Raw genomic sequence first — 22,861 nt, 5'->3', positions numbered from 1 at the left:
GCGACCCCCGGACTTTTGGAAGTGAAGTAGTCATGGCCAAGCGAATCGATGTCAGCGGACTCACCGCCTACTACGGCGCCCACAAGGCGATCGAGGACATCTCGATGACGGTCGAGCCGCGTTCGGTGACGGCGTTCATCGGCCCCTCCGGCTGCGGCAAGTCGACGTTCCTGCGCACCCTCAACCGCATGCACGAGGTCACCCCGGGCGGCCGGGTCGAGGGCAAGGTGCTGCTGGACGAGGAGGACCTGTACGGCGCCGGGGTCGACCCGGTGGCCGTGCGCCGCGAGGTGGGCATGGTCTTCCAGCGCCCGAACCCGTTCCCCACCATGTCGATCTTCGACAACGTGGCGGCGGGACTGCGGCTGAACGGCAGCTACCGCAAGAGCGAGCTGAACGACATCGTCGAGAAGTCGCTCAAGGGCGCCAACCTCTGGAACGAGGTCAAGGACCGCCTGAACAAGCCCGGCTCGGGCCTCTCCGGCGGTCAGCAGCAGCGTCTGTGCATCGCCCGCGCCATCGCGGTCGAGCCGAAGGTGCTGCTCATGGACGAGCCCTGCTCCGCCCTCGACCCGATCTCCACGCTCGCCATCGAGGACCTGGTCGGCGAGCTGAAGGAGCGCTTCACGATCGTCATCGTGACGCACAACATGCAGCAGGCGGCGCGCGTCTCGGACCGTACGGCGTTCTTCAACCTGGCGGCCGTGGGCAAGCCGGGCCGGCTGATCGAGATCGACGAGACCGAGCGGATCTTCTCCAACCCGTCCGTGCAGGCGACCGAGGACTACATCTCCGGCCGCTTCGGCTAGAGCGCAGGTCCCCCCAGAACCCTCGCGGTGCTGCATGGCGGTGCCACCGTGAGGACGCAGAAGGGCCCGCCCCCGGCTCCCGGGGGCGGGCCCGCGCGATTCACCGGCCGGGGTGTGCGCCCGGCCGCTCACTCGGCGACTTCGGTGCGCTCCCACCACTGGTAGACGGTGACGTGTCCTTCCTTGCTGTCCTCGTGGCGCGAGGTGACCTTGTAGTGCTCGTATCCCCCGAGGTGCGGGATCTTCAGTTCCTTTCCGGGAGGGACCACCGGCACCAGGGTGCCCGCGAGGTCCTCCGGCCCGCCTTCGAGGAGTGCCTTGCTAGTCATGGTTCCAGTGTCGCCACACCGGGCCGGGCTGCTACAGGAACGCCAACCTGATCAGCCAGAAGGCGCAGGCGGCCACGATCGCCGCGGCCGGCATGGTGATGAACCAGCCCAGGACGATGTTCTTCGCGACGCCCCAGCGGACGGCGTTGACCCGCTTCGTCGCGCCCACACCCATGATCGCCGAGGTGATGACGTGGGTCGTGGAGATCGGCGCCTTGAAGAGGTACGCCGTGGCGAACATGATCGACGCGCCGGTCGTCTCGGCGGCGAAGCCCTGCGGCGGGTCCAGTTCGATGATCTTGCGGCCCAGGGTGCGCATGATGCGCCAGCCGCCCGCGTAGGTGCCCAGTGACAGCATGAGCGCGGAGATCAGCTTCACCCACACCGGGATCGGGTCGCCGTAGGTCTCGACGCCGCCGATGACCAGGGCCATCACCACGACACCCATGGTCTTCTGGGCGTCCTGGAGGCCGTGTCCGAGCGCCATGCCGGCCGCCGACACGGTCTGCGCTATGCGGAAGCCGCGCTTGGCCTTGTGCGGGTTGGTGCGGCGGAAGATCCACATGATCGCCGTCATGACCAGGTAGCCGACGATCAGGCCGACCACCGGCGACAGGAACATCGGGGTGACGATCTTGTCGAGCACGCCGGACCAGTACACCGTCGTGCCGCCCGCGAGCGCCGCGCCCACCATGCCGCCGAACAGCGCGTGCGAGGAGGACGAGGGCAGGCCGAAGTACCAGGTGATCAGATTCCAGACGATGGCCCCGAGGAGCGCGGAGAAGAGGATGCCCATCCCCTTGCCGCCGGTGGGCGTCTGGATCAGACCCTCGCTGACGGTCTTGGCGACCCCGCTGCCGAGGAAGGCGCCGAGGAGGTTCATCGCCGCGGCCATCGCCAGCGCGGCGCGGGGGGTGAGCGCCCGTGTCGACACGGAGGTCGCGATGGCGTTGGCGGAGTCGTGGAAGCCGTTGGTGTAGGCGAAGCCGAGAGCGACCAGGACGGTCAGGATGAGAGCGAAGGTGTCCATGGACGCCTCAGGACTCCTTGACCGCGATGGTCTCCACCGTGTTCGCCACGTGCTCGAAGGCGTCCGCGGCCTCCTCCAGCACGTCCACGATCTGCTTGAGCTTCAGCACCTCGATCGCGTCGTACTTGCCGTTGAACAGGTGCGCGAGCAGCTTGCGGTGGATCTGGTCCGCCTGGTTCTCCAGACGGTTCACCTCGATCCAGTACTCGGTGAGGTTGTCCATGGTCCGCAGGTGCGGCATGGCCTCGGCCGTCAGCTCCGCGGCCCTGGCCAGCACCTCGATCTGCTGCTCGACGCCCTTGGGCAGTTCCTCGACGTTGTAGAGGACGACCAGGTCGACGGCCTCCTCCATGAAGTCCATGATGTCGTCGAGGGACGACGCGAGGGTGTAGATGTCCTCGCGGTCGAAGGGCGTGATGAACGAGGAGTTCAGCTGGTGGAAGATCGCATGCGTGGCGTCGTCACCGGCGTGTTCCGCGGCCCGCATACGCTCTGCGATCTCGGCCCGGGCGGAAGCGTCCGCCCCGAGCAGTTCCATCAGGAGTTTCGAGCCCGTGACGATGTTGTCCGCGGACGCGGCGAACATGTCGTAGAAGCTCGTCTCCCTGGGGGTCAGACGAAAGCGCACGTGGGGTCCTCGGGGTGCTGCGGTTCGGGTCAGGGTGATGTTAAGCGCATCATCCGGCCACGGCTAAGGGGCCGTCCCCCAGTGTCGCCCATGGGCCGCCGTGCTCCACACGGGGGCATGCCCAGGCTGCTGCTACCCGGCAGAATTCGTTACAATATACCCGCCAGGGGTATATCACCTCGGTGTGTACCGAGAATTCCGAGAGCGGGGACGCGATGACGACCACCGAGGCCGGCGCGACGGCACCCTCCGAGAACGTGAGCGGAATCACCGGACACGAGCCCGTCACGCACGGTTACCACAAGCAGAAGGACGAGCACCTCAAGCGGCTCCGCCGGATCGAGGGCCAGATCCGCGGGCTGCAGCGGATGGTCGACGAGGACGTCTACTGCATCGACATACTCACCCAGGTGTCCGCCTCCACCAAGGCCCTGCAGTCCTTCGCCCTGCAACTGCTGGAGGAGCACCTGCGGCACTGCGTCGCCGACGCGGCCCGCAAGGGCGGATCGGAGATCGACGCGAAGGTGGAGGAGGCCACGAAGGCGATCGGGCGGCTGCTGCGCACCTGAGGCCGACCGGCCCGGGCCGCTGCCGGGCATCCGGCGGTCAGCAGCCCGGGCCGCTGCCGGGCATCCGGCGCTCAGCGCCCCACGCGGGCCTCGCGCTCCTCGGCCACCCGCAGCACCTCGTCGATGCTCTCCAGGCTGAGCCGCTCCTCGGCGGCCGAGGCCGCGATGATCAGCTCGCCGCACAGCTCTATCTCGGCGAGGGCCACGTGGTCCTGAACCGCCGTACCGCCGAGCGGAGCCACGTGCTCACCTCTTCTCTGCCGTCTGCCGCCGCCGGCTTCCTAGGGTAGGGAGCGGCCTCCGCGCGGCGCATGGCACCAAAGGGCTAGTCCCGCCGGTCATTTCTCGGCCCGTTCGGGCCTTGTCCCGGCGCACCGGCTCGGCTTACGGCTCGACTCAGGGCTCGGCGATCCGCCCGGTGTAGATGTCCTGCGGCCGCGGCAGCGTCACGGTCACCGGGGTCCCGAAGGCGGACAGCAGCGTGGTGGAGAAGACGGCGACGGTCCGTCCCAGCTGCCCGTTGACGAAGGCGAAGCTCTGCTGGAGCTTGCGGATGCGGCCCTGGTCGTCGAGGTAGACGTCGAACGGAACCGAGGCCGTGGCGAACCCTTTCGCCGCGGCCTCCAGGGCGGCCTCGTCGGCCACCGTGGCGCTCTTCGCCGCCAGGGCGAGATCGGCGGTGCCCCGGTAGTGCCGGACCGAGACCCCCGCGACCTCGGTCCGCTCCACATACGTCGCCGTGCGCGTGCCGCGCAGCACCTCGGCGGCGGCGAACGGGTCGGTGGCGCCGCCGGTGACCAGGTTGCCGTCCACGAGCGTGGCCGTGTCCACCCGTACCCACTTGTCGGCCGGCACGCCCGCTCCCCGGTTCTTCATGAACAGGGCGCCCGGTGCGAGGAGCTCGGTGATCGGCACGTGCTCGTCGGTCCCGGCCGGGTCCTGCGGCAGCACCAGCGTCAGCCGCCCGCGCTGCCCGCGGAAGTCGTAGCCGCCCTCGCCGCGGATCGTCACACGGGTTCCGCCGGTGGCCATCTCCATCGCCGTACGGGCCCGCGCGCTGCCCGCCTCCAGCAGCACGTCCGGCGCCTGGCGCAGGGTCTGCACCGGGTCGGGCGCGGCGCGCGCGTCCTCGGCCGCCGCTCCGCCGCCGGAGCATCCGGTGGCGCACGCGCCGGCCAGGACGGCCGCCGCGAGCACCGCGCCGCCCGTCCCGGCCCGCGTGCCCGGACTCACCCGAGCACGAGCAGGAGGGACATCCAGCCGCCGCCGCTCCGCCATCGCCCTGCCTACCCCCAGCTGCTACGTCCGTCACGGGCCCCTGTCGTCCGGTCAACGACGAGTGGGTGGCCCTCGTCACGCACGCACCCGATCCACAGGGGGCCGTAACGTCCCGTTCACCTGGCGTGGCTACATTCGTCATCGTGGTGCAGCATGAGGGTTTGAGTTTGGCCCAGGAGGACCGCGCGAGCCGGGACGCCGTGGGACACCGTGCGTCGACCGTCGAACAGGGCCGCTTCTGTCTGGCCCGGTGCAGCTGCGGCTGGCGCGGCCCCGCCCGCCGGGCCCGCAGCCTGGCCCGCACGGACGCGCTCGGGCACGAGGGCGGCGCCTAGGTCCTGTTGCGCAACGGGCCCCGGCTGCATTGATCACGAGCGACAGCCGGCCGGCCAGGGGCTGTCGTCGAACGGGCGTGCTCAGCCGGGACGGAGGGCCGCCGGCAGTTCGTCGGCCAGTTCGCGGTCGCGGAACTGGGTCAGCCGCTCTTGGGCTTCGGCCGGGGACAGCCACAGGACGCGGTCCACCTCCTTGTTGGGGGTGAAACGGCCCGTCGTGGCCTCGGCCGCCCAGTAGCGGACCCGTTTGGGCCGGCCGCCCGCCATGTAGGTCACGGTGCTCAGTTCGGCGCCGGGAACGGCGACGTAGCCCGTCTCCTCCGCCACCTCGCGCACGGCGCCCGCCAGCGGGTCCTCGCCGCGCTTGAGCTTGCCCTTGGGGTGGGACCAGTCGTCGTACTTCGGGCGGTGGACCAGGCACAGCTGGAGCGTGCCGTCCAGCGGCGAGTGGCGCCACAGCACACACCCGGCCGCCAGGACGGGCGTGTCGTTCGCGTCGAGGTCGGTCACCGTGCTCACCCGTCCTGTCAGCCGGCGCCGACGGCCTGCTTCTGCCACGACTGCTGGAAGGCGAACCTGGCCGCCTCCACCTCGTGCCGCTGGTCCGCGTGCAGCACGCCGAGCGCGTACGCTGTCGCCGGGGCGATGCGCGGGGTGCGGGCCGCCGAGGCCGCGGCGGCCGCCGCCTCGGAGGCGTCGCGGTGCCGGTCGAGGGCCTGGCCGGCCGCCAGCAGACGCGTGTTCACCGGCGCTCCCGCGGGCTCTCGGCCCCGCTCGTCGAGCAGGGAGGGACCCCCGGCCCCGTCGAGGACCTCGCGGGCGTACCGGTGCAGGCGCAGCAGCAGGCGGACCTGGTGCCAGGGGGCGTCCTGCGGGTGCGGGGACGGGTCCGGGGACAGGCCGTGGACCAGGGCCTCCGCGTTGTACGGGCTGCCGGCGGTGACCAGCGGGAGGGCGGCCACGGCGTCCGTCAGGCGCTCCCGGGCGGCGTCGGCCAGGGGAGTCAGGTCCGCGGTGGCGGCGGCGGGGGTGAGCGGGACGTCGCTGGCGAGTACGGCCACCTTGTCCGCGACGGCGTGGAAGCGCGCGGAGCCCAGCGCCTGGAGGGCCGTCGAGTGCGCCCGGGTCCGGGCCAGGCCGAGCTGGCGTTCCAGCAGGGCGCCCGCCTTCGCCGCGCCCACGGTGAGGTTGCCGCGGTCCGCGGCGCGACCGCCCGCGGCCTCCTCGGTGGGCTGGGCGGGGAGGACCGCTGTCCCGGAGAGCCGGTGCAGGGCCAGCAGCAGCCGTTCCAGGCAGGCCTGGCAGGCGTGTTCCCGGGCCAGGGTGCCGGACAGCCAGGCCAGTTCCGGGCACAGCTCCGCCGACCAGGCCTCCTCGACCAGGGGGCGGAAGGTGTGCAGGCTGCCGCTGATGCGGCGGGCCGAGCGGCGCAGGGCGCGCGCGGCGTCGACGGACTCCTGCGTGCCGTGCCCCGTGCCGCCGGTCTCGCGGTGCAGGCGCAGCGCGCGGAGGAACTCGGTGGCCTGGGCCCGCAGATAGCATCCGAGGGCTTCGGCGGTGGGGGCACCGCCCTGCTCGGGCGCGGGCGGCAGCTCGCGGGAGCCCCCGGCCGTGGAGTCCGTCGGGTCAAGGTGTTGCTGTGCCACGCCGGCGCCTCCGGGCGTCTATGAGCATCTCCTGGATGTTGCGCAGGGGCTGGCCGTCCGCGTCGGTCGCGTACCGGGTCCACTCGCCGTCCGGGCCGAGGTGCCAGGAGGAGGTGGTGTCGGACATGCCGGTCTCCACCAGCCGGTTGAGGGCCGCACGGTGAGCGGGGTCGGTGACCCGGACCAGGGCCTCGATACGGCGGTCGAGGTTGCGGTGCATCATGTCGGCGCTGCCGATCCACACCTCGGGCTCGCCGCCGTTGCCGAAGACGAAGACCCGGGAGTGCTCGAGGAAGCGGCCGAGGATCGAGTGGACGCGGATGTTCTCCGACAGGCCGGGCACGCCGGGGCGCAGGGCGCAGATGCCGCGCACCAGCACGTCGACCGGCACCCCGGCCTGGGAGGCGCGGTAGAGCGCGTCGACGACGGCCTCGTCGACCATCGAGTTCACCTTGATGCGGATGACGGCGGGACGGCCGGCGCGGTGGTGCTGGATCTCCTTGTTGATCCGGGAGATCAGCCCGTCGCGCAGGGACTTGGGGGCGACAAGGAGCCGGCGGTAGGTCTCGCGGCGGGAGTAGCCGGACAGGCGGTTGAACAGGTCCGAGAGGTCCGCGCCGACCTGCGGGTCGGCGGTGAGCAGGCCGAGGTCCTCGTAGAGGCGGGCGGTCTTCGGGTGGTAGTTGCCGGTGCCGACGTGGCTGTAGCGCCGCAGCGTGTCGTCGCCCTCCTGGCGCACCACCAGGGACAGCTTGCAGTGGGTCTTCAGGCCGACCAGGCCGTAGACGACGTGGCAGCCGGCCTCCTCCAGCTTGCGCGCCCACTTGATGTTGGCGTGCTCGTCGAAGCGGGCCTTGATCTCGACCAGGACGAGGACCTGCTTGCCGGACTCGGCGGCGTCGATGAGCGCGTCGACTATGGGGGAGTCGCCGGAGGTCCGGTACAGGGTCTGCTTGATCGCGAGGACGTCCGGGTCGGCGGCGGCCTGCTCCAGGAAGGCCTGCACGGAGGTCGAGAAGGAGTCGTAGGGGTGGTGCAGGAGCACGTCCCGGCTGCGCAGGGCGGTGAAGATGTCGGGGGGTGAGGCGGACTCCACCTCCGCCAGGTCCCGGTGGGTGCCGGCGACGAACTTCGGGTACTTCAGCTCGGGCCGGTCGAGGCCGTGGATGCGGAAGAGGCCGGTGAGGTCCAGGGGGCCGGGCAGCGGGTACACCTCGGCCTCGCTGATCTTCAGCTCGCGCACCAGCAGGTCGAGCACCTCGCGGTCGATGGACTCCTCGACCTCCAGGCGCACCGGCGGCCCGAAGCGGCGCCGCATGAGCTCCTTCTCCAGCGCCTGGAGCAGGTTCTCGGCGTCGTCCTCCTCGACCTCGAGGTCCTCGTTGCGGGTGAGCCGGAAGGTGTGGTGCTCCAGCACCTCCATGCCCGGGAACAGCTCCTCCAGGTGGGCGGCGATGACGTCCTCGAGGGGGACGTAGCGGCCCGGGGAGCTCTCCAGGAAGCGGGACAGCAGCGGGGGCACCTTGACGCGGGCGAAGTGGCGGTGGCCGGTGACCGGGTTGCGTACGACGACGGCCAGGTTCAGGGACAGGCCGGAGATGTACGGGAAGGGGTGCGCGGGGTCGACCGCCAGCGGGGTCAGCACGGGGAAGATGCGGTGCCGGAAGAGCGTGAACAGGCGTGCCTGCTCCTTCTCCGTGAGCTCGCTCCAGCGGACCAGGTGGATGCCCTCCTCCGCGAGTGCGGGGGCGACGTCCTCGTGGTAGCAGGCGGCGTGCCGGGCCATGAGCTCGCGCGAGCGGGCCCAGATCATCTCCAGCACCTCACGCGGCTGCAGCCCGGAGGCGGACCGGGTGGCCACGCCGGTGGCGATGCGGCGTTTCAGGCCTGCGACCCGGACCATGAAGAACTCGTCCAGGTTGCTGGCGAAGATCGCGAGGAAGTTCGCGCGTTCCAGCAGGGGGGTGGCCGGGTCCTCGGCGAGTTCGAGGACGCGCTCGTTGAAGGCGAGCCAGCTGCGCTCCCGGTCCAGGAAACGGCCCTGCGGCAGCTGCTCCCCCTCGGCCAGTGCCTCCACGTATCCGTCGAGGTCGGCGTCGATGTCCGGTTCCAGATCGGAGACCGTGGCCGCCACGGTGTGCGGGCGGTGCGCGGCGATGGAGCCCACGGAGGGCTGCGGGTGCGGTGCGGTGGCGGGCCCCGCGGGGTCTCCCACGCGGGTGGTGGGAGCCGGCGGGGTCTGCGCTGCCTGGGTGTCTGGCTGGCTCATGAACCCATTCTTCCGCGTCTGCGGCAGGACAGGCGCGTCGAAAGGCACGCGCGGGAGCGCGGCGGCGGTGCCCTCGCGGGGCGGCTCGGGCTCGGGCACGGCGGGCTTCACCGCCTGAGCGTCGCAAGACCGTCTGAACCAATGGTTACGGCCACATGACGTGCGGGACACCGGGGAGCGGCCCACCGGGGACGACTCGAGCCTCCACGGGGCGCACGGCGCCGGAAACCTGCTCCGGCGACGGAGGGTTGGCGACCGCCCGTCGACCGGTCGACCCGAGGCGGGTCGCCCGCGGGCCGGAAAGGCGGAGCGGCGGGCCCAGGCCTCCGGGCGGTGGCCGGCCGGTCATGGGCGCGGGAAGCGGCCGGCAGGCCGGTCCGTGGGTGGTGGGGCCCCGCCTGCGCACCCGGGGGCGGAGGGGTGGGGGCTGTCAGGTTTCCGTGCGGTATCAGGTTTCCGTGCGGTACATGAGGTCGGTCTCGTATGTCGTGAAGCCCAGGCGTTCGTAGACGGAGACCGCCGCCTTGTTGTCGGCGTCGACGTAGAGCATGGCCGTCGGCAGGTCCCGCGCGGCCAGGTGGCGCAGGCCGATCAGGGTGAGGGCCTTGCCGAGGCCGCCGCCCTGGGCGCCGGGGCGGACACCGAGGACGTACACCTCGCCGAGGCGCTCCTCCCGGTGCACCTTGGTCCAGTGGAAGCCGACCAGCCGGCCTTCGCGCTCGGCGAGGAAGAACCCCTGCGGGTCGAACCACGGCTGCTCCGTGCGGTCGTCGAGGTCGCGCTGGGTGAGCGAGCCCTGCTCGGGGTGATGGGCGAACGCCTCCGCGTTCACGGCGAGCCAGGCGGCGTCGTCCCGGCCGGGCTCGAAGGCCCGCACGCTCACGCCCTCCGGCAGCACCGGCTCGGGCAGGTCGAGGTCCGTCAACGGCCTCCGCATCTGCCGCAGTTCGCGGAACAAGGTCAGCCCGAGGACCTGAGCCAGATGCCGTGCGGCGGACTGCCCCCCGTGCGCCCACACCCGCAGCCGCTTGCCGGACGCGGCCAGCAGCGCGGACCCGAGCGCCCGCCCGTGACCGTGCCCGCGGTGCAGCGGATGCACGACCAGCTCGGCGGTGGGCGCCTCCACCGGGTCGGTGTCCTCCAGCTGCGCGTAGCCGACGAGTTCGCCGTCGACGGTCAGCAGCAGATGGGACACCCCCTCGCGGGCCCCGCCCCGCAGCTGGAGCCGGCCCTGCTCGGACACCGCCTGCCGTCCGTCGGTGCGGGCGGCCGCCGCCAGCATCCCGAGCACGGCTTCCGCCTGGTCCGGGGCGAGCGCGGCGAGGGTCTCCAGGGAACGGGCGGTCGGTGCGGTGTCGTCGCTGGTCATGGATATGAGGGTAAGGGGTTCACCCGCCCGGTGAGCGGGCCTTCGGCGAGCCTCAGGCGACGCCGGGCGCCTCCGGGGGCGGGACGGGCGCGCCCGGCAGCCGTACCGTCGCCACCGTGCCGGCGCCCCCGGCCGGTGCCAGCGTGACCTCGCCGCCCGCCCGTTGGACGGTGCGGGCGACGATGGACAGGCCGAGCCCCGAGCCGGGCAGCGCACGGGCGCTCGGGGAGCGCCAGAAGCGGTCGAAGACGTGGGGGAGTTCGTCGGCGGGGATGCCGGGCCCGTGGTCGCGGACGGTGAGCACGCCCTGCTCCAGGACGACGTCGATCGTGCCGCCCTCGGGGCTGAACTTCACCGCGTTGTCGAGGACGTTGACGATCGCCCGCTCCAGCGCGGACGGCTCCGCCCGTACGAACCAGGGGTTCAGGTGCGCCGTTATGGTCAGATCCGGGCCGCGCAGCCGGGCACGGCGCAGCGCCGCCTCCACGGTGTCCTGGAAGGCGATCACCTGGACGCGTTCGCCCCGCTGCCCGTCCGAGCGCGACAGCTCCTGCAAGTCGCCGATCAGGGAGGCCAGTTCGGTCATCTGCGCCTTGACGGAGGCGAGCAGTGCCTTGCGGTCGGCCTCGGGGAGCGGCCGGCCGGTCTCCTCGCTGCGGGTGAGGAGTTCGATGTTCGTCCGCAGTGAGGTGAGCGGGGTGCGCAGCTCGTGGCCGGCGTCCGCGATCAGCTGCTGCTGAAGGTCCCGGGAACTGGCCAGCGCGGAGGTCATGGAGTTGAAGGAGCGGGACAGCCGGGCGATCTCGTCCTCGCGGTCGTCCTCCACGGGAATGCGGATCGTCAGGTCCTCGGTGCGTGCCACGTGCTCCACCGCCTCGGTGAACTTGTCCACGGGGCGCAGCCCGGCGCGGGCCACGGCGAGGCCGGCGGCCCCGGCGCCGACGACTCCCACGCCGGAGACGAAGAGGAGCAGCAGGGCCAGGTCGCTGAGGGTGTTCTCGGTGTCCTTCAGGGAGAGGCCGAGCATGAAGGCGATGCCCGGGTACGCGTCGGAGTTGGGACCGGGGCCCATCGGGACGGCGACGGTCATCACCCGGACGTTGTTGCCGTCGGTGTCGGTGGTGGTGTGGAAGGTGCGCTCGCGCAGATCGGGGTTGGTGGCCACCCCCCTGTCCACGGCGGTGACCTTGATGACGCCCGGGGACCGGCTGTCCACGCAGAACTTGCCCTGGTCCGTCACCAGCTGCACGTAGAGATAGGAGCGCTGCATGTCGCCCGGCGAGTTGTCCGTCGTCTGGGAGCAGTTGGCCGCCATCGCGGACGCCGTGGTGGCGGTCACCCTGCCGTAGCTCGCGAGCCGGCCGTCGACCTCGTCGTACAGCTTCCCCTGGACGATGAACCAGCAGGTGAGGGAGACCGCCGCCACCGCGAACGCCACCGCCGCCGCCACCAGCAGCGCCAGTCGGGACCGGATCGGCAGCGCACGGAAACGGCGCAGCGCCTTCCTCACTCCGCGCCGCCCTGCCGCAGGACGTACCCCACCCCGCGCACCGTGTGCACGAGGCGGGGTTCGCCTCCGGCCTCGGTCTTGCGGCGCAGGTACATGACGTAGACGTCGAGGGAGTTCGACGAGGGTTCGAAGTCGAAGCCCCAGACCGCCTTGAGGATCTGTTCGCGGGTGAGCACCTGGCGCGGATGGGCCATGAACATCTCCAGCAGGGTGAACTCCGTGCGGGTCAGCTCCACCTGTCGGCCGCCCCGCGTGACCTCGCGGGTGGCGAGGTCCATGCGCAGGTCGGCGAAGGTGAGGGCCTCGTCCTCCTGGGCGGCGCCCGCCACGGCCGCGGCGTAGGTGCTGCGCCGCAGCAGTGCCCGGATGCGGGCGAACAGCTCGTCCAGTTCGAAGGGCTTGACCAGGTAGTCGTCCGCCCCGGCGTCCAGGCCGGTGACCCGGTCGCCGACCGTGTCGCGGGCGGTCAGCATCAGGATGGGGGTGGTGTCGCCCGCGCCCCGGATGCGGCGGGCGGCGGTCAGGCCGTCCATCCGCGGCATCTGGATGTCGAGGACGACCAGGTCGGGCTGGTAGGAGGCCGCCTTGTCCAGCGCGTCCGCGCCGTCCACGGCGACCTCGGTCTCGTATCCCTCGAAGGCGAGGCTGCGCTGGAGTGCTTCGCGTACCGCCGGCTCGTCGTCGACGATCAGGATGCGCTGGGGATCACGGTCGCCTTCGGCGGGACTCATCGGTCGTCGTTCCTCGGATCGCTGGGGCCTCGGGACCGGTCGGCCCTCGGGCTGGACGCTCTCAGCCTCGCATGTTTCGGTGCGGCAGGGTGCGGCGCGCGGGTCGCGCGCCGCAGCTCAGGCCGCGACCGCGATGATCCGCCGCAGCGGCACCTTGTGCCGGTGGGGGCGTGCGGCGGAGGTGCGCAGGCCCATCAGCTGGGGGACCACGGCCGCCTCGGGCACGCGGTTCGCCGGGCTGTGCGGCTGCTTCACGACGGCGCGGGCCAGGGTGATGCCGGCGAAGGTGGTCGCGTCGATGGTGTCCGTCGTCTCGTGCACAACGTGCTGGATCATGTCGTACTCCTTGTCGAACGGTGCCGGACGCTGTCCGGGGGCTGTCCGGGCGCCTGCCGGTGCCGTGCCTCAGCTCTGGGAGCCGGAGCGCAGTGTGGCGAGGTCGGACTTGACGGTGTTGATCGGGATGGCGAAGCCGAGGCCGACGCTGCCGGCGTTGGACGAGTCCGAGGCCGACGTGGACGAGTACATCGCCGAGTTGATGCCGACGACGTTGCCGCTCGCGTCGATCAGCGCGCCGCCGGAGTTGCCCGGGTTGAGGGACGCGTCGGTCTGTATGGCTTTGTAGGTGGTGGTGGAGGAGCCGGTGTCGCCGTTGAACTGGCGGCCGCCGAACTGGAAGGGCCAGCCGCCGCCACCACCACCCTGCTGTCCCTGGTTCTCGTCGGTGGAGACCGTCACGTCCCGGTGCAGGGCGGAGACGATGCCGCTGGTGACGGTGCCGGTCAGGCCCTCCGGGGAGCCGATCGCGACGACCTGGTCGCCGACCGTCAGCCCGTCGGAGTCGCCGAGGGCCGCCGCCTTGAGGTCGGAGGCGTTCCGCAGCTTGATCAGGGCGAGGTCCTTGGAGCTGTCGGTGCCCACGACCTGCGCGGAGTACGAGGTGCCGTCGCTGGTGCGCACCTTGATCGAGGACGCGCCCGCGATGACGTGGTTGTTGGTGACGACCTCGCCGTCGCTGGTGACGACCACGCCGGAGCCGGTGGAGGTGCCGTTGTCGAGGGTGGCGTTGATCTCGACGACGCTCGGGGTGACCGCCTTGGCGATCGCGGCGATGCTGCCGCGCTGGCTGGCGGCCACCACGTTGGTGGTGCTGCTGGAGGCGACCGTGTCCGTGCCGGTCAGCTTCTGGAAGGCGAAAGCGGTGCCGCCGCCCACCGCGGCCGAGGCGATCGCCACCGCGGCGAGCAGGGCGAGCGGGCCCCTGGCGCGCTTGCGGGACGCCGAGGCGTGCGCGGGTCCCGCCGGGCCGGCCGGGAAGGCGGCGGTGTCGCCGCCGTCCGCGCCGCCCTGACCGCCGAGGGCGCCCGACCAGGCCGCGAACGGCTGGGCCGGGGCGTACGACGGCGGGGGAGGCCACTCCGGGTTCACCGGGGCGGAGGCCCGCCGCTGGTCCGCCGACTGCACGGAGTCGGCAGCCGGGGCCTGACCGTCACCCTCGGGGTGTTCGTACTCGCCGCTGCGGCGGATGCTCTCGCTCATGACATTGAGAATGTCCCGGGATCATGAGAGCTTCCTGAGTCTGCGCTGAGAAGCCCGACAGAACCTCGTATGCCCGATATAAGTACGTTCCCCGAGAGGTCCCTGCCGACAGGGAACCACGAGGTGAGGGGGCGGGGAGACGCCTAGTGCTGTGACCGGAAAGGTTTGCCGGGAAGCTCGCGGCGTCCGGTGCGGTGCATCGCAAGGCGGAGCATCGCCCGCGTACTGGATGTACTCGGGTGATGCGACAACGCGGCGAGGTGCCGTGCCGGGCGCCGCGAGCCGGTGAACCCTTCCGGTCGCAGCACTAGTCGCAGCCGCAGGACCTGCGGGCCACCAGCTGTGACGGGAACAGCTTCAGCCGCTCGCGGCGCGAGCCGGCCACGCGGATTCCGTCGTCCAGCACCAGGTCCACCGCCGCGCGGGCCATCGCCGACCGGTCGGAGGCGACCGTCGTCAGCGGCGGGTCCGTCAGCGCCGCCTCCTTGATGTCGTCGAAACCGGCGACCGCAAGCTCGCCGGGGACGTCGATGCGCAGCTCGCGCGCGGCCCGCAGCAGGCCGATCGCCTGGTCGTCGGTGGAGCAGAAGATCGCCGGAGGGCGGTCCGGGCCGGCGAGGATCTCCAGGCCGATCCGGTAGGCGTCGTAGCGGTTGTACGGCGCCTCGAACAGGCGCCCCTCCGTCGGGATGCCGGCCTCCTCCATGGCGCGCCGCCAGCCCTCGACGTGGTCGGACACGGGGTCGCCCACGGCGGGCGTCTCGGCGGTGCCGCCGACACAGGCGACGTAGTCGTGGCCGTGCTCCAGCAGGTGCCGCACGGCGACCTGGGCGCCGCCCAGGTCGTCGGTGACCACGGCCACGTCGTCGATGGCCTCGGGGCGCTCGTGCAGCAGCACCACCCGGGCGTCCCAGGCCTCGATCTCGGCGGCGGCGAGGTCGTTCAGCGCGTGGCTGACCAGGATCAGACCGGAGACGCGCATGCCGAGGAACGCGCGCAGATAGTGGACCTCGCGCTCGGCGACGTAGTCGGAGTTGCCGACGAGGACCATCTTCCCGCGCTCGGCGGCGGCCCACTCCACCGCGTGCGCCATCTCCCCGAAGAAGGGCTGGCGGGCGTCCGGGACGATCAGACCTATGAGGTCGGTGCGCCGCGAGGCCATGGCCTGGGCCACCCGGTCGGGCCGGTACCCCAGCTCCTTGATCGCGGCGAGGACGCGCTCGCGGGTGGCCGGGGCGACCGGCCGGGGTCCGTTGTTGATCACATAGCTGACGACGGCGGTCGACGTCCCCGCCAGCCGCGCCACGTCGTCCCGAGTCACCTTGGCCACGCGCGGAGTCTACGCGGATGGACCCGCTTCCGGGCAGGGCGTACCGGGGCGTGGACGCCGTCGCGGCACGCCCGTGGGAGCGCTCCTCACCTCTCCGCGCGGGCCCGCCCCGCCGGGGTGTCCTGATTCTCCGGCTTTGACTGGACGGACCCGGCCTTCTTCGTGTCCGCGGCGTCCCCGGCGCGGTCGGTCTTCTCGGGCGTAACGAATCGGTAACCCACATTGCGGACCGTCCCGATCAGCGATTCGTGCTCGGGGCCGAACTTGGCCCGCAGCCGCCGCACGTGGACGTCGACGGTCCGGGTGCCGCCGAAGTAGTCGTAGCCCCAGACCTCCTGGAGGAGCTGGGCGCGGGTGAAGACCCGGCCCGGGTGCTGCGCGAGGTACTTCAGCAGCTCGAACTCCTTGAAGGTGAGGTCCAGCACCCGGCCCTTGAGTCGAGCGCTGTAGGTCGCCTCGTCCACGGACAGGTCGCCGCTGCGGATCTCCATGGGGGAGTCGTCGTCGACGATCTGCCGACGGCCCAGGGCCAGCCGGATGCGGGCCTCCACCTCGGCGGGACCGGCGGTGTCCAGGAGCACGTCGTCGATGCCCCAGTCGGCGGTGACGGCCGCCAGGCCGCCCTCGGTCACCACGAGGACCAGCGGGCAGCCGAGGCCGGTGGAGCGCAGCAGTCGGCACAGGCCGCGCACCTGCGGCAGGTCGCGCCGCCCGTCGACCAGGACGACGTCGGCGCCCGGGGCGTCCACGAGCGCGGGCCCCTCCGCCGGGGCCACCCGCACGTTGTGCAGCAGCAGGCCGAGGGCGGGGAGCACTTCGGCCGACGGCTGGAGTGCGTTGGTCAGCAGCAGCAGTGAACTCATCGCGCCTCTTCCCCGGGTTGTCGGCCGCGCCCGGGCAGGGGTGACCCCCCTGCCCGGGCCGTCCTCCGTGCCCGCACCGTTCGCTCGTCCATGGCGTCTGGTTCCTCCTCGGGTCCCTGCCCATGCGATCGACGGGCCGTGCACCTGCGCGGTCTCCCGCGTCCTGTACAACGCTTCCGAAAGCACGAAAGGACCCGGGGGCTGCGCTGCCCGAGTCCTCTTCGCAGCAGAATAGCCGATATGAGGTCGGGATCGGCAGGTCGTGTGGCGCGTTCGATGGACGTCCGGGAGGGCGGGGCCCCACCGGGCACGGGTGTCGGGGGCGCGGTCAGGACGTTCCTGCGCTCGGCCGACGGGGTGGCGCTCGACGCCCTGTACGAGCCGGGCGCGGCCGCGCACGACGGTTCCGGTGGCGGTCACGGCGGCCGCGACGATTGCGTATTCGTGGTCGCCCACGGTTTCACCGGCGACCTGGACCGGCCGCACGTGCGCCGGGTGGCGCGGGCCCTGGCGCGCCACGGCGCCGTGGTCACCTTCTCCTTCCGCGGCCACGGGGCCTCCGGCGGGCGCTCGACCGTCGGCGACCGCGAGGTGCTGGACCTGGCGGCGGCGGTGGCCTGGGCACGCGGGTTCGGGCACGCGCGCGTGGCGACCGTCGGCTTCTCCATGGGCGGCTCGGTGGTGCTGCGGCACGCGGCCCTGCACGGCGGCCCGGCGGACGCCGCACCGGGCGAGGGGCGCGCGGACACGCGTACGGACGCAGTGGTCTCCGTCAGCTCGCCCGCGCGCTGGTACTACCGGGGCACGGCCCCCATGCGCCGGCTGCACTGGCTGGTGACACGCCCCGAGGGCCGCCTGCTGGGCCGCTACGGGCTGCGCACCCGCATCCACCACCGCGACTGGGACCCGGTCCCGCTCCCGCCGTTCCGGGCGGCTGCGCGGATCGCGCCCACCCCGCTGCTGATCGTGCACGGCGACCGGGACGGCTACTTCCCCCTCGACCACCCCCGGATGCTCGCCGCGGCCGCCGGTGAGCACGGGGAACTGTGGCTGGAGTCCGGCATGGGCCACGCCGAGAACGCCGCCGCCGACGAACTCCTGCACCGCATCGCGCGCTGGACCCTCGCACAGGCGGGCTAGCCTGACCCTGTTCATAGACGAGTGATCGAGGGACGGGATGGCAGAGGTCACGGTGCGCTACTGGGCGGCGGCGAAAGCCGCGGCGGGGGTCGCCGAGGAACCGTACGAGGCGCAGACGCTCGCCGAGGTGCTCGACGCGGTGCGCGGACGGCACCCCGGTGAGCTGGTCCGCGTACTGCGGCGGTGCTCGTTCCTCATCGACGGCGACCCGGTGGGGACGCGCGCGCATGAGACGGTACGGCTGACCGAGGGCGGCACGGTCGAGGTGCTCCCCCCGTTCGCAGGAGGGTGAGCGCATGACCGACCGGCCGTATGAGGGGTCCCCCGGGTCTCCGTACGACAACCCCTACAGCGGGTACGACCCGTACGCGGGGCAGTACCCCCAGCAGCCCGCCGCACAGCAGCCGTACCCGCAGGTCCAGTCGCAGGCGCCCGCCGCGCAGCAGCCGTACCCCCGGCAGCCGTACCCGCAGGCGCCCGGGGCACAGCAGCCGTACCCGCACGCGCAGTCGCAGGCGCCCGCCGCGCAGCAGGCCCACCCGCACGGCGAGCCGCAGACGTGGCCCGCGCAGCAGCAGGCGTACGGGGACCCGCACGCGGCCGAGCCGTACACGCAGCAGTGGCAGGGGCAGACCTGGGACAGCCAGACGCACGTCCGGCCTCCGGCCGCCGCCGCGGAGACGGCGTACCTTCCCCCGGTGGGACACCAGGGGCCGGTCGCGGCCCACGGGGTCCAGGGTGCCGGGGTCCAGGGCGGCGGGGGCCATGGTGGGCAGGCGCCTTCCTACGCGTCGCAGCCGCAGCCGCAGGCTCCGGCCCCGGCCGCCGCCGCGGAGACGGCGTACCTGCCCCCGGTGGGGCAGCACGCGCCGCAGCCGCAGGCCGCCGCCCCGGCCGCCGCGACGGCGGCCGACCCCGCCGGGGACGGGCCCGACTACGGCCCCGCGACCCTCGCCGGCAACGCCCGGGTCACCGACGCGCAGCGGGCCCGCGCCGAGGGACGTTCGCCGATCATCGAGCCCGGGATGCAGCCGGCCGCGCTCACGGCGCTGCTGGGCCTGCTGCTGGCCGGTGCGGCGGAACTCGGCGTCTACGGGCTGCTCCTGCCGCTGGTCGTGCTCCAGGGCGTGACGGCCGCGGGCTGGTTCCGGCTGAACGGCATGTGGCCCGCCCGGCAGGGCATCGCCCTCGGCTTCGCGGGCGCGCTCGCCGCGGACGTGGCGGTGCTCGCCGCGGGCCGCGAACACGCGCCCGCCGCGATCCTGGGCACGCTCGGGGTGTGGGTGCTGCTCTCCCTCGTCCTCCAGCTGCGTTCCCACGCGGACCCGGACGAGCGGATGTACGGCCTGATGGCGACCATCGCCGCGGCGGCGCTGGCGATCGTGGCGACCGGCTATCTGGCCGCCCCGCCGGACGCGGTCGCGGTCGGCGCGGTGGCGGTCGCGGTGGCCGTCCTGGCGCGGGCGCTGCCGCTGCCCACGGCGGCCTCGGTGGCCGTCGCGCTGCTCGCGGCGGCGGGCGCGGGCATCGCGGTCGGCGGCATGACGGACCTGGGTGCCAAGGGCGCGCTGCTCGGCGCGGGCGCCGCGGTGTGCGCGCTGGTCGGACACCGCGCGGCCAGCTACGACTACCCCTCGCGCTTCGTGCACTTCACGGCCGGCGTCGCCCTGCCGCTGTCGGCCGCGGCGCCTGCGGTGTGGGTGCTGGGACGCGCGCTGGGCTAGGGCCTCTCGGACGTCCGCTGCGTGAAGCCGTGGTTCGCTCCGTCCCGTCAGGGCTCTGGCCGGTTGCCGAAGCGCCCGGAGCGAGGCGGCTCGTGAGGGCCCCTCGGAGGGACCCGGGCGACGAGCAGGCGACGGCCGGGCGGGTCGGGTCAGTTCGAGATCACCGACCGCACGACGTCGGCCACGCGGCGGACGACGGGGGAGGCCTCGGTGCGTCGGGCGAGGGCGAGGGGGGTGAATTCGGGCGCACCGGTGAGCGGGACGTACACGACGCCGTCCAGGCGCAGGGAGCGCACGGACTCGGGTACCAGGGCCACGCCCATGCCGGCCGCGATGAAGACGACCAGCGTCCCGGTCTCGCTGACCTCGACGACGTCGGTCGGCTCGAAGCCGGCGCGGCGGCAGGCTTCGAGCACACGCGGTTGCATCGTCGAGCGGTGTCCGGCCGGATGGGTCACGAAGACCTCGTCCGCGAACGCGGCCAGGTCGACCGCGGACGAGCCGGCCAGCCGGTGGCCGGCGGGCAGCACCGCCACGAGCGGCTCGTCGCGCAGGTGGTGGATGACGAGGCCGCCGCCCGGCGCGGCCGAGGTCCGCAGCACGGCGAGGTCGAGCGTGCCCTCCCGGACGGCGTCCAACAGGTCGGGACCCAGGAGTTCGCCGCGCAGGTCGAGGTGGACGGCGGGAAGCTCGGCCCGAAGACGCTGGGCGACCAGGGGGAGCACGTCGTAGGTCGCGGTGCCGACGAATCCGAGGCGGACGCTGCCGGCCCGGCCGGCGGTGAGCAGGTCCAGTTCCGTGCGGGTCCGTTCCAGGGCGGCGATGATCTGTCCCGCGCGGTCCTGCAGCAGGCGCCCGGCCTCGGTGAGGTCGACATGGCGGGTGGAGCGGTCCAGGAGCGTCGTCCCGACCTCGCGCTCGAGCGTCTTGAGCTGCTGGGAGAGCGCCGGTTGCGCGATGTGCAGGCGCTGCGCCGCACGGCCGAAGTGACGCTCCTCGGCCAGAACCAGGAACGACCGCAGGTGCCGGATCTCCATGACCCCCAAATATAGTCCAGCCTTATCAATGCGGGTCGATCAAGTATTGGACCGAATCAATCCGGCCTGCCTACCGTTGCGGATGTGACGACGAGCTTCGTATACACCACCGCCCGCACCCCGTTCGGCCGCTTCGGCGGCGCCCTGGCCGGCTCCCGCCCCGACGACCTGGCCGCGACCGCGCTCGCGGGCGCGCTCGCCAAGGCCCCGGACCTTGACCCCGAGCGCGTCGACGACGTCATCCTGGGCTGCGCCAACCAGGCCGGTGAGGACAACCGCAACGTCGGCCGGATGGCGGTGCTGCTGGCCGGGCTGCCGACCTCGGTGCCCGCCTCCACCGTGAACCGCCTCTGCGGCTCCTCGCTCGAGGCCCTCATCCAGGCCTCGCGCGCGATCGAGTCCGGCGACGCCGTCGTGGTGGCCGCCGGCGGTGTCGAGTCGATGACCCGCGCGCCCTGGGTGCTGCCCAAGCCCGAGAAGGCGTTCCCCGCCGCGAACGCCACCGCGTTCTCGACGACGCTCGGCTGGCGTCTGGTCAACCCCCGGATGCCCGCCGAGTGGACGGCGTCCCTCGGTGACTGCAACGAGCAGCTGCGGGAGCGGTTCGCCATCTCGCGGCTGCGGCAGGACGAGTTCGCCGCGCGCTCGCACCGGCTCGCGGCCGCCGCCTGGGACGCCGGGTTCTACGACGATCTCGTCGTGCCCGTCGACGGTGCCGACCTCGAACGCGACGAGAGCCTCCGCCCGGGCACCACCACCGAGAAGCTGGCCGGTCTCAGGACCGCGTTCCGCTCCGTCGAGCAGGGCGGCACGATCACGGCCGGCAACGCCAGCCCGCTCAGCGACGGCGCCTCGGCCATGCTGGTCGGCTCGGAGGCCGCCGCCGACCTGCTGGGGGTGGCGCCGCTGGCCCGGGTCGCCGGTCGCGCGGCCTTCGCCCTGGACCCGCAGGACTTCGGCTTCGCGCCGGTCGAGGCGGCGGGGCGCGCGCTGCGCCGCGCCGGTATCGCCTGGGACGACGTCGCAGCGGTCGAGCTCAACGAGGCGTTCGCGGTGCAGTCGCTGGCGTGTGTGGACGCCTGGGGGATCGACCCGGAGATCGTCAACACGAAGGGCGGGGCCATCTCGCTCGGCCACCCGCTGGGAGCGTCGGGCGGCCGGCTCGTCGGGACCCTTGCCGCACGGCTCGCCGAGTCCGGTGAGCGCTGGGGCGTCGCCGCCGTCTGCATCGGTGTGGGCCAGGCCCTCGCCGTGGTTCTGGAGAACGTGGAGGCCACCAAGTGAGCGCGACCATCCTGGACTCGTACGACGAGGCCGTCGCCGACGTCGCCGACGGCTCGACCGTTCTGGTCGGCGGCTTCGGCATGGCCGGCATGCCGGTGCGGCTCATCGACGCGCTCATCCGGCAGGGTGCCACCGACCTGACCGTCGTCTCGAACAACGCGGGCAACGGCGACACCGGCCTGGCGGCGCTGCTCGCCGCCGGACGGGTGCGCAAGGTGGTCTGCTCCTTCCCGCGGCAGTCCGACTCGTGGGTCTTCGACGGCCTCTACCGCGCCGGCCGGATCGAGCTCGAGGTCGTGCCGCAGGGCAACCTCGCCGAGCGGATGCGTGCCGCGGGCGCCGGAATCGGCGCGTTCTTCTGCCCCACCGCCGTCGGCACGCCGCTCGCGGAGGGCAAGGAGACCCGGGAGATCGACGGGCGTACCTACGTCCTCGAGTACCCGATCAAGGGGGATGTCGCGCTGATCGGCGCGCACGTCTCCGACACGATGGGCAACCTCGTCTACCGCAAGACCGCCCGCAACTTCGGTCCCGTGATGGCGACGGCGGCGCGCACGGTGATCGCGCAGGTGAACCGTGTCGTCCCGGTCGGCGGGCTCGACCCGGAGTCCGTCGTCACCCCGAGCATCTACGTAGACCGCGTCGTACCGGAGGAGCGGGCATGACCACGAGCACCACCAGCGAACCCCGTGACCGCCAGGCGATCGCCGCGGCCATCGCCGCCGACATCCCGCGCGGTTCCTACGTGAACCTCGGCATCGGGCAGCCCACGCTGGTCGCCGACCACCTGGCGTCCGACGCCGGGATCGTGCTGCACACCGAGAACGGCATGCTCAACATGGGCCCGGCGGCGACCGGCGACGCGATCGACCCCGACCTCACCAACGCCGGCAAGGTCCCGGTCACCGAACTGCCCGGTGCCGCCTACTTCCACCACGCCGACTCCTTCGCGATGATGCGCGGCGGACACCTCGACGTGTGCGTGCTCGGCGCGTTCCAGGTGGCCGCGAACGGCGATCTGGCCAACTGGCACACCGGTGAGCCGGACGCCATCCCGGCCGTGGGCGGCGCCATGGACCTGGCGATCGGCGCCCAGCAGATCTGGGTGATGATGTCGCTGTTCACCAGGAGCGGCGAGTCGAAGCTGGTCGGGTCGTGCACCTATCCGCTCACCGGTGTCGGCTGCGTCGGCCGGGTCTACACCGATGTCGCGACCTTCGACCTGGCGCCCGCCCGCGACGGAGGCGCGGTCGTCGTCCGGGATCTCGCCGGCCTCACCTTCGACGAACTCGCCGCCCGGGTCGACGTCCCCCTCGTACGGGGCTGACGACCGGGTACACACCGACGACCCGGTACACGCCGTGCACGCCGACGATCCGGTACACGACGGGGGCCGGGGCGTCTGTCACAGGTGATCGACAGTTCCCCGGCCGGGCCGCCC

General features: G+C 72.6%; 25 protein-coding genes. 9 read left to right on the top strand and 16 right to left on the bottom strand.

The window, feature by feature from the left end; translation table 11 throughout:
- The first annotated feature begins 32 nt into the window (after positions 1–32).
- A complete protein-coding gene (gene pstB / locus ACTYVM_RS18310; protein ID WP_400035264.1) occupies positions 33–809 on the top strand; it encodes a phosphate ABC transporter ATP-binding protein PstB in 777 nt (258 codons plus the stop codon).
- A 128-nt stretch (positions 810–937) separates the two neighbouring features.
- On the opposite strand, the gene ACTYVM_RS18305 is transcribed toward pstB, so the two are convergent.
- The 3 genes from ACTYVM_RS18305 to ACTYVM_RS18295 are packed head-to-tail and all read right to left on the bottom strand — an operon-like array spanning position 938 to position 2,796.
- Positions 938–1,138, bottom strand: a complete 201-nt coding sequence (locus ACTYVM_RS18305) for a DUF5988 family protein (protein WP_400035266.1) — start codon at positions 1,136–1,138, stop codon at positions 938–940.
- Between the two features lie 31 nt (positions 1,139–1,169).
- Positions 1,170–2,168 (bottom strand): inorganic phosphate transporter, encoded by a 999-nt coding sequence (locus ACTYVM_RS18300; RefSeq protein WP_400035268.1) that lies wholly within the window; start codon positions 2,166–2,168, stop codon positions 1,170–1,172.
- Between the two features lie 7 nt (positions 2,169–2,175).
- The gene (locus ACTYVM_RS18295; protein ID WP_400035270.1) at positions 2,176–2,796 is read right to left on the bottom strand and encodes a DUF47 domain-containing protein; all 621 of its coding nucleotides are present in this window, start codon (positions 2,794–2,796) and stop codon (positions 2,176–2,178) included.
- A 215-nt stretch (positions 2,797–3,011) separates the two neighbouring features.
- Between ACTYVM_RS18295 and ACTYVM_RS18290 the strand changes: the two genes are divergently transcribed.
- Positions 3,012–3,365 (top strand): metal-sensitive transcriptional regulator, encoded by a 354-nt coding sequence (locus tag ACTYVM_RS18290; protein ID WP_400035272.1) that lies wholly within the window; start codon positions 3,012–3,014, stop codon positions 3,363–3,365.
- A 71-nt stretch (positions 3,366–3,436) separates the two neighbouring features.
- Here ACTYVM_RS18290 and ACTYVM_RS18285 read toward each other — a convergent pair whose 3' ends face one another.
- A complete protein-coding gene (locus ACTYVM_RS18285) occupies positions 3,437–3,607 on the bottom strand; it encodes a hypothetical protein (RefSeq protein ID WP_400035274.1) in 171 nt (56 codons plus the stop codon).
- Positions 3,608–3,761: 154 nt separating this feature from the next.
- Positions 3,762–4,598, bottom strand: a complete 837-nt coding sequence (locus ACTYVM_RS18280) for an SCO4651 family lipoprotein (protein ID WP_445526902.1) — start codon at positions 4,596–4,598, stop codon at positions 3,762–3,764.
- A 188-nt stretch (positions 4,599–4,786) separates the two neighbouring features.
- On the opposite strand from ACTYVM_RS18280, the gene ACTYVM_RS18275 reads away from it, so the two are divergent.
- The gene (locus tag ACTYVM_RS18275) at positions 4,787–4,978 is read left to right on the top strand and encodes a hypothetical protein (protein WP_445526925.1); all 192 of its coding nucleotides are present in this window, start codon (positions 4,787–4,789) and stop codon (positions 4,976–4,978) included.
- A gap of 81 nt (positions 4,979–5,059) precedes the next feature.
- Here the strand turns inward: ACTYVM_RS18275 and ACTYVM_RS18270 are convergent, their stop codons facing one another.
- The 10 genes from ACTYVM_RS18270 to ACTYVM_RS18225 all read right to left on the bottom strand — a co-directional run bounded on the left by ACTYVM_RS18270 (position 5,060) and on the right by ACTYVM_RS18225 (position 16,235).
- A complete protein-coding gene (locus tag ACTYVM_RS18270) occupies positions 5,060–5,488 on the bottom strand; it encodes an NUDIX hydrolase (RefSeq protein ID WP_445526924.1) in 429 nt (142 codons plus the stop codon).
- A gap of 17 nt (positions 5,489–5,505) precedes the next feature.
- Complete coding sequence (locus tag ACTYVM_RS18265; RefSeq protein ID WP_445526901.1) at positions 5,506–6,624, bottom strand: CHAD domain-containing protein; 1,119 nt, start codon at positions 6,622–6,624, stop codon at positions 5,506–5,508.
- Entirely contained in the window at positions 6,605–8,893 is a 2,289-nt protein-coding gene (locus tag ACTYVM_RS18260) for an RNA degradosome polyphosphate kinase (protein WP_445526900.1), read from the bottom strand. The genes ACTYVM_RS18265 and ACTYVM_RS18260 overlap by 20 nt, the downstream gene beginning before the upstream one ends.
- Before the next feature lie 448 nt (positions 8,894–9,341).
- Entirely contained in the window at positions 9,342–10,262 is a 921-nt protein-coding gene (gene mshD / locus ACTYVM_RS18255) for a mycothiol synthase (protein WP_445526899.1), read from the bottom strand.
- Positions 10,263–10,314: 52 nt separating this feature from the next.
- Entirely contained in the window at positions 10,315–11,772 is a 1,458-nt protein-coding gene (locus tag ACTYVM_RS18250) for a HAMP domain-containing sensor histidine kinase (protein ID WP_445526898.1), read from the bottom strand.
- Positions 11,769–12,503, bottom strand: coding sequence for a response regulator transcription factor (locus ACTYVM_RS18245; RefSeq protein ID WP_445526897.1), 735 nt, complete (start codon positions 12,501–12,503; stop codon positions 11,769–11,771). The genes ACTYVM_RS18250 and ACTYVM_RS18245 overlap by 4 nt, the downstream gene beginning before the upstream one ends.
- Positions 12,504–12,620: 117 nt before the next feature.
- On the bottom strand, positions 12,621–12,839 hold the full coding sequence (locus tag ACTYVM_RS18240; protein WP_445526896.1) for a hypothetical protein: 219 nt from the start codon (positions 12,837–12,839) through the stop codon (positions 12,621–12,623).
- Between the two features lie 69 nt (positions 12,840–12,908).
- The gene (locus ACTYVM_RS18235) at positions 12,909–14,042 is read right to left on the bottom strand and encodes a S1C family serine protease (protein ID WP_445526895.1); all 1,134 of its coding nucleotides are present in this window, start codon (positions 14,040–14,042) and stop codon (positions 12,909–12,911) included.
- Positions 14,043–14,349: 307 nt separating this feature from the next.
- A complete protein-coding gene (locus tag ACTYVM_RS18230) occupies positions 14,350–15,372 on the bottom strand; it encodes a LacI family DNA-binding transcriptional regulator (protein WP_445526894.1) in 1,023 nt (340 codons plus the stop codon).
- A gap of 86 nt (positions 15,373–15,458) precedes the next feature.
- On the bottom strand, positions 15,459–16,235 hold the full coding sequence (locus ACTYVM_RS18225; protein ID WP_445526893.1) for a response regulator transcription factor: 777 nt from the start codon (positions 16,233–16,235) through the stop codon (positions 15,459–15,461).
- Between the two features lie 240 nt (positions 16,236–16,475).
- Here ACTYVM_RS18225 and ACTYVM_RS18220 point away from each other — a divergent pair, with 240 nt between their 5' ends.
- From ACTYVM_RS18220 to ACTYVM_RS18210, 3 genes are read left to right on the top strand one after another with little or no spacing between them, the layout of a single operon-like run.
- Positions 16,476–17,375, top strand: a complete 900-nt coding sequence (locus ACTYVM_RS18220) for an alpha/beta hydrolase (RefSeq protein ID WP_445526892.1) — start codon at positions 16,476–16,478, stop codon at positions 17,373–17,375.
- A 37-nt stretch (positions 17,376–17,412) separates the two neighbouring features.
- Positions 17,413–17,667 (top strand): MoaD/ThiS family protein, encoded by a 255-nt coding sequence (locus tag ACTYVM_RS18215; protein WP_400035302.1) that lies wholly within the window; start codon positions 17,413–17,415, stop codon positions 17,665–17,667.
- Positions 17,668–17,671: 4 nt separating this feature from the next.
- Complete coding sequence (locus ACTYVM_RS18210; protein WP_445526891.1) at positions 17,672–19,099, top strand: hypothetical protein; 1,428 nt, start codon at positions 17,672–17,674, stop codon at positions 19,097–19,099.
- A gap of 149 nt (positions 19,100–19,248) precedes the next feature.
- Here the strand turns inward: ACTYVM_RS18210 and ACTYVM_RS18205 are convergent, their stop codons facing one another.
- The gene (locus ACTYVM_RS18205) at positions 19,249–20,136 is read right to left on the bottom strand and encodes a LysR family transcriptional regulator (protein ID WP_445526890.1); all 888 of its coding nucleotides are present in this window, start codon (positions 20,134–20,136) and stop codon (positions 19,249–19,251) included.
- 84 nt (positions 20,137–20,220) lie between these two features.
- Between ACTYVM_RS18205 and ACTYVM_RS18200 the strand changes: the two genes are divergently transcribed.
- Genes ACTYVM_RS18200 through ACTYVM_RS18190 form a run of 3 tightly spaced genes read left to right on the top strand, consistent with a single transcriptional unit; the run spans position 20,221 to position 22,747 of the window.
- Positions 20,221–21,420 (top strand): thiolase family protein, encoded by a 1,200-nt coding sequence (locus tag ACTYVM_RS18200; RefSeq protein WP_445526889.1) that lies wholly within the window; start codon positions 20,221–20,223, stop codon positions 21,418–21,420.
- Positions 21,417–22,085, top strand: coding sequence for a 3-oxoacid CoA-transferase subunit A (locus ACTYVM_RS18195; protein WP_445526888.1), 669 nt, complete (start codon positions 21,417–21,419; stop codon positions 22,083–22,085). Before ACTYVM_RS18200 ends, ACTYVM_RS18195 begins: the two co-directional genes overlap by 4 nt.
- Entirely contained in the window at positions 22,082–22,747 is a 666-nt protein-coding gene (locus tag ACTYVM_RS18190; protein ID WP_445526887.1) for a 3-oxoacid CoA-transferase subunit B, read from the top strand. Before ACTYVM_RS18195 ends, ACTYVM_RS18190 begins: the two co-directional genes overlap by 4 nt.
- The last annotated feature ends 114 nt before the right edge of the window (positions 22,748–22,861 follow it).

It is taken from the genome of Streptomyces cyslabdanicus, from assembly GCF_052663305.1.
The sequence above is the reverse complement of the archived record's forward strand: the minus strand, read 5'-3'. Positions and strand labels throughout refer to the sequence as shown.

What these genes read in the sequence shown, in the direction of transcription:
- ACTYVM_RS18240 (WP_445526896.1), bottom strand. Translation starts at nt 12,839, where the DNA reads ATGATCCAGCACGTTGTGCACGAGACGACGGACACCATCGACGCGACC.
- ACTYVM_RS18220 (WP_445526892.1), top strand. Translation starts at nt 16,476, where the DNA reads ATGAGGTCGGGATCGGCAGGTCGTGTGGCGCGTTCGATGGACGTCCGG.
- ACTYVM_RS18300 (WP_400035268.1), bottom strand. Translation starts at nt 2,168, where the DNA reads ATGGACACCTTCGCTCTCATCCTGACCGTCCTGGTCGCTCTCGGCTTC.
- ACTYVM_RS18205 (WP_445526890.1), bottom strand. Translation starts at nt 20,136, where the DNA reads ATGGAGATCCGGCACCTGCGGTCGTTCCTGGTTCTGGCCGAGGAGCGT.
- ACTYVM_RS18290 (WP_400035272.1), top strand. Translation starts at nt 3,012, where the DNA reads ATGACGACCACCGAGGCCGGCGCGACGGCACCCTCCGAGAACGTGAGC.
- ACTYVM_RS18235 (WP_445526895.1), bottom strand. Translation starts at nt 14,042, where the DNA reads ATGAGCGAGAGCATCCGCCGCAGCGGCGAGTACGAACACCCCGAGGGT.
- ACTYVM_RS18245 (WP_445526897.1), bottom strand. Translation starts at nt 12,503, where the DNA reads ATGAGTCCCGCCGAAGGCGACCGTGATCCCCAGCGCATCCTGATCGTC.
- ACTYVM_RS18305 (WP_400035266.1), bottom strand. Translation starts at nt 1,138, where the DNA reads ATGACTAGCAAGGCACTCCTCGAAGGCGGGCCGGAGGACCTCGCGGGC.
- ACTYVM_RS18190 (WP_445526887.1), top strand. Translation starts at nt 22,082, where the DNA reads ATGACCACGAGCACCACCAGCGAACCCCGTGACCGCCAGGCGATCGCC.
- ACTYVM_RS18215 (WP_400035302.1), top strand. Translation starts at nt 17,413, where the DNA reads ATGGCAGAGGTCACGGTGCGCTACTGGGCGGCGGCGAAAGCCGCGGCG.
- ACTYVM_RS18260 (WP_445526900.1), bottom strand. Translation starts at nt 8,893, where the DNA reads ATGAGCCAGCCAGACACCCAGGCAGCGCAGACCCCGCCGGCTCCCACC.
- ACTYVM_RS18225 (WP_445526893.1), bottom strand. Translation starts at nt 16,235, where the DNA reads ATGAGTTCACTGCTGCTGCTGACCAACGCACTCCAGCCGTCGGCCGAA.
- pstB (WP_400035264.1), top strand. Translation starts at nt 33, where the DNA reads ATGGCCAAGCGAATCGATGTCAGCGGACTCACCGCCTACTACGGCGCC.
- ACTYVM_RS18210 (WP_445526891.1), top strand. Translation starts at nt 17,672, where the DNA reads ATGACCGACCGGCCGTATGAGGGGTCCCCCGGGTCTCCGTACGACAAC.
- mshD (WP_445526899.1), bottom strand. Translation starts at nt 10,262, where the DNA reads ATGACCAGCGACGACACCGCACCGACCGCCCGTTCCCTGGAGACCCTC.